Origin of the sequence: Novosphingobium piscinae (genome assembly GCF_014230355.1) — a bacterium.
Taxonomy (GTDB): domain Bacteria; phylum Pseudomonadota; class Alphaproteobacteria; order Sphingomonadales; family Sphingomonadaceae; genus Novosphingobium; species Novosphingobium piscinae.
In genome coordinates, this window is record NZ_JACLAX010000023.1 from 23,317 (window position 1) to 35,204 (window position 11,888).

Below are 11,888 nucleotides of genomic sequence, written 5' to 3' on the forward strand. Positions count from 1 at the left end.
TCTTTCGGCCAACGCCTAATCCCTTGAGGCCGATCCCCGGATTGCGCTCCGCAACTCTTTAACTTGTCACGTGGGTAGCCTAGTCCTGTCCACCCCGCCCCGCCAGAACGAGCCCGCACCGATGTTTCCTGCCTCCCTGCTGCGCCATCCGCTGCTCGGCAGCGCTGTCCTGACCCTGGCCGCCTGCACCGCGAACGGCCCCCGTGCCGACCTCGCCTCGGCGCCGCCACCGCCGGCGGCGGTGGGGCCGGTGACTATCGGGATTGCCGCAATCAACGACTTTCACGGCAATCTCGAACCGCCCAAGCAGGCGGCCTTGCTGCCCGATGGCAAGGGCGGCGTGACCGGGGTGCCGGCGGGCGGCGCCGCCTATCTCGCCACTGCGGTGCGCCAGGTGCGCGACCGCTATCCCCATCACCTGACCATCTCGGCCGGCGACCTGATGGGCTCGAGCCCGCTGGCTTCGGCACTGTTCCTCGACGAGCCGGCGGTCGAGGTGATGAACCGCATCGGGCTGGACTTCAACGCGGTGGGCAACCACGAGTTCGACCATGGCGTGCCCGAACTGCTGCGCAAGCAAAGCGGCGGCTGCGCCAAGCTGACGGACCGCGAGCCCTGCCAGATCGAGCCGTTCAAGGGCGCGAAATTCCGTTTCCTCGCCGCCAACACGATCAACCGGGCCGACGGCAGGACCCTGTTTCCGGGCACCGCGCTGCGCAGCTTTGGCACCGGTTCGCGCAAGGTTACCGTGGGCCTGATTGGGATGACGCTGCAGGGCACGACCGACCTGGTGAACAGCAAGGTGCAGGCCACCGTGGAGTTCCGCGACGAAGCCGATACCGCCAATGCCCTGGTCGCCCGGCTCAAGGCGGAGGGGGCCGATGCGGTGATCCTGGTGATCCACGAAGGCGGACGAACCAGCGGCACTCCCGATCCGAACGGCTGCGAAGCCCTGAGCGGCGGGATCCGGCGCATCCTTGACCGGCTCGACACGCGGATCGATCTGGTGGTCTCGGGCCACACCCACTGGTCCTACGTCTGCGACTACGCCACCTACAACCAGGAAAAGCCCTTCCTGCTGACCAGTGCGGGGGTGTGGGGCGAATATGTGACCGACATCGCGCTCGACATCGATCCGGCAACCCACCGGGTGGTTGCCCGCCGCGCTCACAACGTGGTGGTCCAGTCCGAGCCCTATATCAGCCTGTCGCGTCAGGTGAACAATTCCACCATCGTACCGCTGGTCGCGCCCGACCCCGAGGTGGCGGCCTATGTCGCGCGCTATGTCGCGGCCTCAACCGCCTACGTGAAGCGCCCGGTCGGCTGGCTGGCCGAACCGCTCGAGAAGTCCGAAGGCAATGCCTGGGGCACCGGCGGCCGGCTGGGCAACCTGATCGCCGATGCCCAGCTGGAGGCGACCCGTGCCGCCGGCGCGGTGATCGCCTGCACCAATCCGTTCGGCATCCGCCGCTCGCTGCTGACCCAACCCAACCATACGGTGACCTTCGGCGATCTCTATCTGGTGCAGCCGTTCAACTCCGAGCTGGTGACCATGACACTCACCGGTGCCGAACTGAAGGAAGCGATGGAGCAGCAGCTCGACGACAAGGCACCCGAGCAGCTGCTGGCCTGTTCGGCCGGCTTCATCCAGACGATCGACCGCAGCCGCCCGATCGGCGACCGGGTGGTCGGCATGACCCTCGACGGGGTGGCGATCGATCCGGCGAAGAGCTACCGGATCACGGTCAATTCGTTCGTGGCCAATGGCGGCGACAGCTTCATGGCCTTCGTGAAGGGGCGTGAACGGTCGATCGGGATCAGCGACATCGCGGCGCTGGAAGCCTACCTCAAGCCGGCCGACCCGATGCGCAACGCCTCGCGCGAGGTGCGGGTGAAGGACCTGCGGCCAGAGCTGAAGACCAACAACCTCAAGGCGCCGCCGGGGATCACCTATTGACCGGGGCTAGCTGCCGCTCAGCCATACCCCCATCAGGCGCTGGAAGGGGAAGGTGAAGGCCCCGGCGATCAGCAGCCCGCCGGTGACAATTCCGCGCACCGCAGAGCGGTGCCGCGCCAGCTGTCCGCGCCGGGCCGCCAGCACCGCGCGCGGCAGCTGGACCAGCACGAAGACCGAAAGCAGGTGGATCGGGCTGAACTGGCCGTGATTCACCTCGCGCACCGCGAAGCTGCTTGCTGCCGCCAGGGCCATGCCGGCCACCCAGACATAGCCCAGCCAGCGGTGCGGCCGGTCACCGCGGCGGCGCAGCAGGATCGCCGGGGTCAGGGCCAGGGCCACCACCACCGCGCCGATGTGCAGGCGGATCGGCAGCGCGGTGGCGCTCCAGTGCGCGCTGCCGCGCCACAGCGCGACCAGCGACAGGCCGAGCAGCCCGGCCGCGGCCAGGGCGAGCAGCCGCTCGAAGCGGTCGGCCGCAAGCACGGCGGGACGCGCCTCGCCGCTCATGCGGCGGTGAACCCCTCGCCCTCGGGCCAGTGCGGAGCGGCCAGGCCCATCACCTTGAACAGGCGCCCCATCTGCTCGGGATCGACCAGCCTGGTATAGCCCGAGAGGATCGCATGGGCCTGGTCCGGGCTGGCCTGGGCCAGCGCCCGCGCCCGCGCCGGACCCCCCAGCGCGTTGAGCCAGGCCCCCTGCTCGACCGTGCCGAGGCAACGGCAGGCGCGGCTTTCCGCCACGGCGCGCAAGGTCGCGAAATCGACCAGCGCGGTGAGGTCGGCCTCGCCGGGAGCCGCGAACGGATCGACCTTGGCATGGCCCCGCACCGCCTGCAGGGTCGAGCCCTGGCGCAGCTCGTCATAGCCATAGTCGATCACCAGCGCCGCGCCGCCCTGGACGACCAGTCGGCCGGCCAGCTCGAACACGACCGCGGCGGCCCCGGGGCAGGATTCGATGATCGTCCCCACCGGGGCGATGCGGCGATCCTCGGGCAGCGCCGCCTCCATCGGCCGGTCGCCCGCAACCGGCACGAAGGCCTCGCCGGTCCAGTCGACCATGCGCTCGCGCCAGCCCTCCCAGCTGCGCACCAGCTGGCGCACCGGCAGCGCGTCGAGGAACTCGTTGGCGACCACGAGCAGCGCGCCCTCGTGCGGCAGCGAGGCCAGATCATCATGCCAGCGTGCCTGTGGCACGGCTTCGAGCTGGAGGGCCTTGAGCGTCAGCGAGGTCTCGACGAAGTGCACCGCCGGCGCCAGCCCGAACCGGGCCATGGCACGCAGCGCGTCGCGGGCCAGCGTGCCCCGCCCCGGGCCGAGCTCGACATAGTGGACCGGCTGCGGCCGACCGGCGCGCAGCCACAGATCGGCCAGCCACAGCCCGACCAGCTCGCCGAACACCTGGCTGATCTCGGGCGCGGTGATGAAATCGCCGGTCACGCCCAGCGGATCGCGCGAGGCATAGTAGCGCGCATTGGCCTCGCCCATGTACTGCTGCAGGCTGATCGGGCCATGGGTGGCGATCAGGCGCGCGAAGATCGCGGCCAGATCGGCCGGAGCCGCCGGGCGATCGGCCTGGTCGGGGCCGGTGGCGGCGGTGCCGGGGTCAGCTTCGCCGGCCAAGGCCTTGCCCGAGGGGGCGGGACCGGCCGCGGCCGCGCGCGCCGAGGCCGCCGGGGTCAGACCCTTGCGCCCGAAGCTCATGCCGGATCGGACGCGATCGCCTGGGCCGGGGCGGCGCCGAGCGGACGGCGCACCAGCGCGATCACGACCAGCGCCAGGCCGATCACGATCATCGGCACGGTCAGCCACTGCCCCATCGAGAAGCCGGTCCGCGCCGCGAACTCCTCGAGCTGGGCATCGGGTTCGCGGTAGTACTCGACGAAGAACCGCGCGAGGCCGTAACCCCCGACGAAGACCCCGGTGAGCAGCCCGGTGCGGAAGCGGGCGCGCGTGGTCCAGAACAGCGTCATCAGCACGATCAGCAGGACCAGCCCCTCCAGCGCCGCCTCGTAGAGCTGGCTGGGGTGGCGCGGCAGCGGCCCGCCGTCGGGAAAGACCATCGCCCAGGGCACGTCGCCCAGCGCCGGGCGGCCCCACAGCTCGCCGTTGACGAAGTTCGCCAGCCGCCCGAACAGCAGGCCGAAGGGCACGGCGACGGCGACATAGTCGCAGACGCGGATGAAGTTGAGGCGGCCGCGCCAGCTCACCCAGGCCATCGCCAGGGTGCAGCCGATCAGGCCGCCGTGGAAGCTCATCCCGCCTTCCCACAGCTTCACCAGCTCGCCCGGATGGGTCAGCAGCTGCGGCGCATAGAAGGCGGCATAGCCCAGCCGCCCGCCGAGGATCACGCCGAGCGTGCAGTAGAAGAACAGGTCATCGGCGTGGCGCTGCGCCATCGGCGCCCCGGCCATCCGCAGCGTCCGCGAGACGTGCCAATAGGCCAGGATGATCCCCGCGAGGTAGGCGAGGCTGTACCAGCGCAGGGTGAACAGCCCGAGGTCGATCCCCCGGGTCAGGCCAAGGTCAAGCCAGTAGAGCGGCGCCGGATGGCTGGTGGCTTGCGCCGCCGCGGCGGAGAGGAGCGGAATCAAGTGGGTCGGTTCCCTCAGCGGAGACTGTCGGCCGTGCTTCTGGCACAGCGCGCGGCGCGAGGGAACCGTCCGCGGGCGCCCGGAGGCCGCGACTGTCCATGTGCCCGCTCGCAGGGCTTGTCTGGCCGCCACGAACGCGTATCTCGGACACTCCGCATGAGCCACATCGAGCACCCCTGCCCTTGACCAGCCCCCGGATTGCCAACCAGCGCGCCATCGTCGAGCGGCGCGGCCTTGCCGTCGCGATCGGCGACCTGGTGGCCGAGCACGGCGCTGAACGGTCACGGCCCAAGGTCGTCGCGCTGCTGCGCGGCGCGCTCGATGCCGGGCGGGCGGAAATCGCCCGGCGTCTGGCCGACAAGCCTTCGGCCGGCACCGAGTGCGCGGCGGCGCAGGCCTTCCTCGTCGACCAGCTGGTGCGGGTGATCTACGATCACGTGGTCGGCTACGTCTATCGCGCGTCCAACCGCTCGACCGGCGAGCGCATCGCCGTGCTGGCGGTGGGCGGCTACGGCCGCGGCGAGATGGCGCCGCATTCGGATGTCGACATCGCCTTCATCACCCCGAGCAAGCAGACCGCCTGGTGCGAGCAGGTGATCGAGGCGATGCTCTACTTCCTGTGGGACCTGGGCCTCAAAGTCGGGCAGTCGAGCCGCTCGCTCGACGAAATGGTGCGGATGGCGCGCGGCGACCTGACGATCCGCACCGCCCTGCTCGAGGGGCGCTACGTGTGGGGCGACCAGGACCTTTACGACGAGGCCCAGCAGCGGTTCTGGACCGAGGTGGTCCACGGCACCGAGCGGCAGTTCGTGGCGGAGAAGCTGGCCGAGCGCAACGAGCGCCACAAGCGGCTGGGGGACAGCCGTTACGTGGTCGAGCCCAATGTCAAGGAAGGCAAGGGCGGGCTGCGCGACCTGCACACGCTGTACTGGATCGGCAAGTACATCCACAAGGTGCGCGATGCCTCCGAGCTGGTTGACGTCGGCCTGCTGACCCCGGCCGAATACCGCGCCTTCCGTCGCGCCGAGGCGTTCTTCTGGGCGGTGCGCTGCCACCTCCACACGATCACCCGCCGTGCCGAGGACCGGCTGACCTTCGACCTCCAGCGCGAGGTGGCCACCCGCATGCAGTTCGCCGAACGCCCCGGCAAGAGCGCAGTCGAGCGGTTCATGCAGCTGTTCTTCCTCCACGCCAAGCGGGTGGGCGCGCTGACCGGGGTGTTCCTGGCCCAGCTCGACGAGCAGTTCGCCAAGCGGCAGCCGCGCGGGCTGCTGGCCGGCTTCCGCACCCGGGCGCGCAGCCTCAAGGGCTACCGGGTGTTCGGCGGCAAGATCAACGTGCCCGGCGACGACTGGTTCGCCCAGGACCCGGTTCGGCTGATCGAGATCTTCGCCCTGGCCGATGCCGAACGGCTCGAGATCCATCCCGAGGCGATGCGGCTGGCCGCGCGCGATGCCAAGCTGATCGATGCCCGGGTGCGCAAGGATCCGCGCGCCAATGCGCTGTTCATGGACATCCTGACCAGCCGCCACGATCCCGAGACGATCCTGCGCTGGTTCAACGAGGCCGGGGTATTCGGCCGCTTCGTGCCCGATTTCGGGCGGGTCAACGCGCAGATGCAGTTCGACATGTACCACCACTACACGGTGGACGAGCACACCATCCGCGCCATCGGGCTACTCGCGCGGATCGAGCGCGGCGAGCTGGGCAGCGACCATCCGCTCGCCACCCAGATCCTCCCCAAGATCCAGTCGCGCCGCGCGCTCTATGCCTCGGTGCTGCTGCATGACATCGCCAAGGGCCGCCGCGGTGACCATTCGGTGCTGGGCGCCGACGTGGCGTTCAAGCTGTGCCCGCGCTTCGGCATGGACGAGGCCGAGACCGAGCTGACCGCCTGGCTGGTGCGCCACCACCTGCTGCTCAGCGCCACCGCGTTCAAGCGCGACCTCGCCGACTGGAAGACGATCAGCGACTTCGTCGAGGTGGTCCAGTCGGTCGAGCGGCTGCGCACCCTGACCCTGCTGACCATCGTCGACATCCGCGCAGTCGGCCCCGGGGTGTGGAACTCGTGGAAGCGCCAGCTGATCGGCGAGGTCTACGAACTGTCCGAGGAACGGCTGCGGCTGGGCCATGCCGAGCACGGCCGGGCCCAGCGCGTCGCGGCCAAGAAGGGGCTGGTCGGCGAGGGTCTGCGCGGCGAGGCCGGGCTGGTCGACACGATCGGGGCCCAGCTGTCCGATGCCTACTGGATCGCCGAGCCGGAGGACATCATCGCGATGAACCTGCGGCAGCTGGCACGGGCCCGGGGCCTGCCGCTGGACGTGGCGACCGAATACTACGCGGCGCGCGGCGCCACGCTCGTCACGGTCATCGCGGCCGATCACCCGGGGCTGTTCTACCGCATCGCTGGGGGCATCCACCTGGCCGGCGGCAACATCATCGACGCCCGCATCCACACCGCGCGCAACGGCATGGCGGTCGACAACTTCCTGGTGCAGGACCCGCTCGGCCGGCCGTTCATGGAGGACACCCAGCTGGCCCGGCTGCGCACCGCGATCGGCGATGCCCTGGCCAACCGCGTCAAGCTGACCCCGCAGCTCGCCGCCCGGCCGCTGCCGCGCGCCCGCGCCGAGCACTTCCCGGTGCGGCCGCGGGTCGAGTTCGACAACAAGGCCTCGAACCGCTTCACCGTCATCGAGGTCAACGCGCGCGACCGGCCGGCGCTGCTCCACCGCCTCGCCCGGGGGCTGTTCGAGGCGCGGCTGATCGTCCACTCGGCGCATATCACCACCTATGGCGAGCGCGCCGCCGACACCTTCTACGTCACCGACGTGCTCGGCGAGAAGATCGCCGAGACGGCGCGACTCAAGGCGGTCGAACGCCAGCTGCTGGCCGCCGCGGCCGAAGAAACGATCGAGGTCGAGCTGGCCTGACCGGCAGGCCGTGCCGACGCGGCCCCGGCCGCGCGGAACGGATTGCTCAGTGTTCGTTTACCTTGCTGGGCGCATGGCCGCGCGGCCAACGCATTTTGCCCGCTTCCCCGCAGCCGCGATTCGCATTAAGGACGCGGCGACGAGCAGATTATCGGCAACCACAGGAGAACGAATATAGCTCCCCCACCCCGGCGTATGTTGCAGCCCCCGGTCAAGAGCGGGCCGCGCTACAATCATCTCATCCAGTCGGACAAGGTCCGCGTCATCGATGAGAACGGAGAGAACCTTGGCGTGATGTACACGCGCGAGGCCATCGAGCAGGCGGCCGAAGTCGGCCTCGATCTCGTGGAAGTCTCCCCCAACGCCGATCCGCCGGTCTGCAAGTTCCTTGACGTGGGCAAGTACCGCTACGAGGCCCAGAAAAAGGCCAACCAGGCCCGCAAGACCCAGAAGACGCAGGAGATCAAGGAGATCAAGATGCGTCCGAACATCGACGATCACGACTATGACGTGAAGATGCGGGCGATGCACAAGTTCATCGGCGAGGGCGACAAGGTCAAGGTCACCCTGCGCTTCCGCGGCCGCGAGCTGTCGCACCAGCAGCTCGGCATGAACCTGCTGCGCCGCGTGCAGGAGGACATCGCCGAGGTCGCCAAGGTCGAGGCCTATCCGCGCATGGAAGGCCGCCAGATGCTGATGGTGGTCTCGCCGAAGTAAGGCCAGCGGGGTTTCACCCCAGGCCGGCAGAGGGCGTCCCCGCGGGGGCGCCTTTTGCGTGTGGGAGGGTCAGACGCCCCCGCTCCCCGTCATCCCGGCGAAGGCTGGGATCTCCCCCCTCGCCGCAGAAGATGCCAGCCTACGCTGGCATGACGGGATGGAGGGGAGGGCTGACTTCGGCTCGGCGGGTTGCGCCTGATTGAGGACATTCGGGAAGCGAGCAGAAACAGGCTCTGGCCGGTTCCTACATTATCGTCGCCCCGGACTTGATCCGGGGCCCGGCGAACCTTTTTGGCCGCGGCGCAAACAAGGAAGCTTGGTCCCGGGTCAAGCCCGGGACGCCGTGGAAAGTGGCGGGGTGGATCAACTACGAGGTCGGTTTGCGCCCTTGTAAGATGCTGAAATACATGACTTGTCGCGCACAAAACCCGCTCGGCCTGCGCGGGGTTGGGGAGGTAGCCGATTGCTGTGCTGACGCAACTGTCGGTCGATCCCGCCAACGTCCGCTTGCCACCCATCTCGGCCATCAGGCAGGCCCGGAAGCCACCCCTACCCTTTCCACTCCCGCCGCTCCTCGGCGGCGCGCAGCACCTCGTAGCTGACCTGGAGCTTGCGGAACTCCTCCGCGGCGGCGGCATCGCCCGGCTTGACGTCGGGATGGACCGCCTTGGCCCTGGTGCGCCACGCCTTCTTGACGGCCTCGAAATCGGCATCATGGTCGAGCCCGAGCACCTCGAGCGCCTTCATCTCGTCGCGGCTGCGGCTGCCGTCGCCCGAGCCGGCCCAGCCATAATGGGCCGATTCCTTGTAGCCGGCATTGTCCGAGGTCTCGCGCTGCTCGCGCGCGGCGGCTTCCTCGGCGGTGAGCCCGGCGAAATAGTCCCAGCCCGAATTGTACTCGGCCGCGTGCTGCTGGCAGAAGTACCAGCGATCGGGGCTGTTGGGGGATTTCGGCGCCGGGCAATCGCCCTTTTCGTGGCAGCCGGCGCGATCGCACATGCGCACCGGCGCGGCATCGGTGGCGCTGCCATAGCCGCGCCAGCGCGGGAAACCCCAGTCATTCGTTCGGCGCGCGCGGCTCATGGCCGGGAGATAGGGGCAGGCGGGGGGGCGAGGCAAGGCCCGAAACGGGCAACCCCGCCCGGCACCCCGAGTCGGACCGGCCGCCCGTGCCCCTCCCGCCTCGGGGAGGGACCCGGGCGGGCGATCAATCGACCGTGACGGTCACGGCGCGGCGGTTCTTGGCCCAGCTCTCCTCGTCCGAGCCGAGCGCGACCGGGCGCTCCTTGCCGTAGCTGACCGTGGTCAGCCGCGCGGCATCGACTCCCAGGCTGACCAGGTAGTTCTTCGCTGCCGTGGCGCGGCGCTCGCCCAGGGCGAGGTTGTACTCGCGGGTGCCGCGCTCGTCGGCGTGGCCCTCGAGCGTGGCGCGCTTGGCCGGATACTTCAGCAACCACTGTGCCTGCGCGGTCAGCGCGGCGGTGTCGGCGGCGTCGATGTTGTAGCGGTCGGTGTCGAAGTAGATCGTGTCCTGGCCCATCAGGCTGGCGACGAAATCGGCCTGGCTGCCCGCTGCGGGGCCGCTGACCGTGGCCGGTGCCGGGGCTTCGGTGGCGGTGGCCGGAGCCGGCGGCGGGGGCGGCAGCTCGGCCGGGGCCTTCTTGGCGCAGCCCGACAGGCCGAGGCCCCCCGCCAGCAGCAGGGCGGCGGCGAACCGGAGCGTGGCCGGCGGGGTCTTCATTCGGGGATTGCGCAGGGTCATCGGCATTCTCCTTGTCAAATCGTCACGGCCGCACCGGGCCCCAGGCGGGATCCGAGGCATCCACCGGGGTGGGGAGCCTGCGCTCGTTCCGCCCGGTCAGGTCGACCTGCCAGATCCCGGTCCGGCCCGAGCCCTTCTCCGTGCGGAAGAACTGCACGATCCGGCCGTTGGGCGACCAGGTCGGGGCCTCGTCCTGCCAGCTGTCGGTCAGGTAGCGCAGGTTAGACCCGGCCGGGCTGATTACGGCAATACGGAAATTGCCGGCTATGTGGGTGAAGGCGATCTGGTCGCCGCGCGGGCTCCATTCCGGGGTGGCGGCGCGCCCGCCGAAGAAGCTGATCCGCTTCTGGTTGGCGCCATCGGCGTCCATCACGTAGATCTGCTGGCCGCCCGAGCGATCGCTCTCGAACACGATCTTGCTGCCATCGGGCGAGAACGAGCCGCCGATGTTGATCCCCGGCGTATTGGTCAGCCGCTGCGGCTGCCCGCCGCCGGCGGCCGAGATCTTGTAGATGTCGGTATTGCCGCCGACCGCCATCGAATAGAGGATCCACTTGCCATCGGGCGACCAGCGCGGGGCGAAGGTGGGATTGGTGCTCTGGGTGATCAGGCGCTGCTTGCCGGTCTCCAGATCATAGACGTAGATCCGCGGATAGCCGTTGAAGTAGCTGAGATAGAGCAGCGACTTGTAGTCCGGCGCGTAGCGCGGGGTCAGCGCGATCGCCTGGCCCGTGGTGATGTAGCGGTGGTTGGCGCCGTCCGAATCCATGATCGCCAGCCGCTTCATCCGGCGGTCCTTGGGGCCGGTCTCGGCGATGTAGGCGATCTTCGAATCGAAGAACGGGCTCTCGCCCGACAGGCGCGAGTACACGAGGTCGGCGCACTTGTGCGCGGCCCGGCGCCAGTCCGCCGGCGGGACCTGCCAGCCGCCCTTGACCAGCTGCTGGCGCAGCGCGACGTCGTACAGGTAGCAACCCACCGTCAGGCTGCCGTCACTGTTGGCGCGGACGTAGCCGTGGACCAGCATCTCCGCCCCGCGGCCCGACCACACGCCGAAATCGGGCGCGACGATCTGGCCGAAGCTGGGCTGCGGCAGGGCATCGGGCCCGGCGGGCTTGAACAGGCCGTTGTTCTTGAGGTCCGAGGTGATGACATCGGCCAGCGCCCGGCCAAGCCCGGCGGTCGATCCCGCGCTGGTCTGGGTGGCGATGTCGGCATTGGTGGCGAAGGTGGGGATGGCGATGCCGAGGTCCTGCCACGGGGTCTCGTCCGAGACCGAGCCGGTCAGCCCCCCCTCCGCGGGCGCGGTCGTGGTCGGCGTGACCACGGGCTGGGGCGCGACCTGTGGCTGGGCCACGGCGGCGGTGCCGAGCAGCAGGGCAAGCAGGGGCAGGCGGCGGACGATCATTGCGACAACTTCCTGTCAAAGCGGAACTGGGCCACGTGCTTCCACGCGGCATAGAGATCGGCGGGCAAATCGAACGGCGCGGCCAGCCGGACCGCGCGCATCGCCTGCTCGACATGGCGCTGGGCCTGCGGCCGGTTGGCATCGGTCACGCCCGACTGGCTGACCAGACGGGGCGGTCCGGCCAGGGTTCCATCGGGATTGAGATCCCAGCTCAGCACGGTGACGAGCTGGTCGGCCTCGGCGCCTTGTGGGGCGATCCACTTCGGCTTGAGCTGGCGGGCGATCGCTCCCGATAGCGCGGCGCGGACGGCCGGACCGATCGTCTGGGCCGGCACCGCGGCATCGCGTGCCGCCGGGTTCTGCCCGCCGGGCAGGCCCTTGAGGAAATCGTCCCCCAGCCGCGAACCGCCGCCCCCGGCGCGGCCCGGCGGGGTGGGCTTGGCCGGAGCCGGGCGGGCGGCCGGAGCGGCCGGCCGGGTGGGCGCCGGCTTGCCCGGGGCTGGCTTGGCCGGGGCCGGCTG

At 69.9% G+C, this 11,888-nt stretch carries 9 protein-coding genes and 1 pseudogene; 3 read left to right on the plus strand and 7 right to left on the minus strand.

The window, feature by feature from the left end:
• Positions 1-121 precede the first annotated feature (121 nt).
• On the plus strand, positions 122-1,957 hold the full coding sequence (locus H7F53_RS15845) for a bifunctional metallophosphatase/5'-nucleotidase (RefSeq protein ID WP_185680485.1): 1,836 nt from the start codon (positions 122-124) through the stop codon (positions 1,955-1,957).
• 6 nt (positions 1,958-1,963) lie between these two features.
• Here the strand turns inward: H7F53_RS15845 and H7F53_RS15850 are convergent, their stop codons facing one another.
• Genes H7F53_RS15850 through lgt form a run of 3 tightly spaced genes read right to left on the minus strand, consistent with a single transcriptional unit; the run spans position 1,964 to position 4,547 of the window.
• Positions 1,964-2,464 (minus strand): DUF2306 domain-containing protein, encoded by a 501-nt coding sequence (locus H7F53_RS15850; RefSeq protein WP_185680486.1) that lies wholly within the window; start codon positions 2,462-2,464, stop codon positions 1,964-1,966.
• Complete coding sequence (locus tag H7F53_RS15855; RefSeq protein WP_185680487.1) at positions 2,461-3,657, minus strand: class I SAM-dependent methyltransferase; 1,197 nt, start codon at positions 3,655-3,657, stop codon at positions 2,461-2,463. The genes H7F53_RS15850 and H7F53_RS15855 overlap by 4 nt, the downstream gene beginning before the upstream one ends.
• Positions 3,654-4,547 carry a prolipoprotein diacylglyceryl transferase gene (gene lgt / locus H7F53_RS15860; protein WP_185680488.1) on the minus strand — a complete coding sequence of 298 codons (894 nt, stop codon included), beginning with the start codon at positions 4,545-4,547 and terminating at the stop codon, positions 3,654-3,656. Before lgt ends, H7F53_RS15855 begins: the two co-directional genes overlap by 4 nt.
• 182 nt (positions 4,548-4,729) lie before the next feature.
• Between lgt and H7F53_RS15865 the strand changes: the two genes are divergently transcribed.
• Together H7F53_RS15865 and infC are read left to right on the plus strand one after the other, a co-directional pair.
• Positions 4,730-7,480 (plus strand): [protein-PII] uridylyltransferase, encoded by a 2,751-nt coding sequence (locus tag H7F53_RS15865; protein WP_185680489.1) that lies wholly within the window; start codon positions 4,730-4,732, stop codon positions 7,478-7,480.
• Positions 7,481-7,675: 195 nt separating this feature from the next.
• Entirely contained in the window at positions 7,676-8,197 is a 522-nt protein-coding gene (gene infC / locus H7F53_RS15870) for a translation initiation factor IF-3 (protein ID WP_185680490.1), read from the plus strand.
• A 549-nt stretch (positions 8,198-8,746) separates the two neighbouring features.
• Here infC and H7F53_RS15875 read toward each other — a convergent pair.
• The 4 genes and pseudogenes from H7F53_RS15875 to H7F53_RS15890 all read right to left on the minus strand — a co-directional run.
• On the minus strand, positions 8,747-9,280 hold the full coding sequence (locus tag H7F53_RS15875; RefSeq protein ID WP_185680491.1) for a J domain-containing protein: 534 nt from the start codon (positions 9,278-9,280) through the stop codon (positions 8,747-8,749).
• Between the two features lie 124 nt (positions 9,281-9,404).
• Positions 9,405-9,959 carry a peptidoglycan-associated lipoprotein Pal gene (gene pal / locus H7F53_RS15880; protein ID WP_246438950.1) on the minus strand — a complete coding sequence of 185 codons (555 nt, stop codon included), beginning with the start codon at positions 9,957-9,959 and terminating at the stop codon, positions 9,405-9,407.
• Positions 9,960-9,981: 22 nt separating this feature from the next.
• Positions 9,982-11,367 carry a Tol-Pal system beta propeller repeat protein TolB gene (gene tolB / locus H7F53_RS15885; protein ID WP_185680493.1) on the minus strand — a complete coding sequence of 462 codons (1,386 nt, stop codon included), beginning with the start codon at positions 11,365-11,367 and terminating at the stop codon, positions 9,982-9,984.
• Positions 11,364-11,888: pseudogene (locus tag H7F53_RS15890) on the minus strand (hypothetical protein); the annotation flags it as partial. The pseudogene H7F53_RS15890 and the gene tolB, both read right to left, overlap by 4 nt.

Bases quoted from the DNA above. Each gene is read 5' to 3' on its own strand.
- H7F53_RS15845 (WP_185680485.1), top strand. From the start codon at position 122: ATGTTTCCTGCCTCCCTGCTGCGCCATCCGCTGCTCGGCAGCGCTGTC.
- H7F53_RS15850 (WP_185680486.1), bottom strand. From the start codon at position 2,464: ATGAGCGGCGAGGCGCGTCCCGCCGTGCTTGCGGCCGACCGCTTCGAG.
- H7F53_RS15855 (WP_185680487.1), bottom strand. From the start codon at position 3,657: ATGAGCTTCGGGCGCAAGGGTCTGACCCCGGCGGCCTCGGCGCGCGCG.
- infC (WP_185680490.1), top strand. From the start codon at position 7,676: ATGTTGCAGCCCCCGGTCAAGAGCGGGCCGCGCTACAATCATCTCATC.
- H7F53_RS15875 (WP_185680491.1), bottom strand. From the start codon at position 9,280: ATGAGCCGCGCGCGCCGAACGAATGACTGGGGTTTCCCGCGCTGGCGC.
- pal (WP_246438950.1), bottom strand. From the start codon at position 9,959: ATGACCCTGCGCAATCCCCGAATGAAGACCCCGCCGGCCACGCTCCGG.
- tolB (WP_185680493.1), bottom strand. From the start codon at position 11,367: ATGATCGTCCGCCGCCTGCCCCTGCTTGCCCTGCTGCTCGGCACCGCC.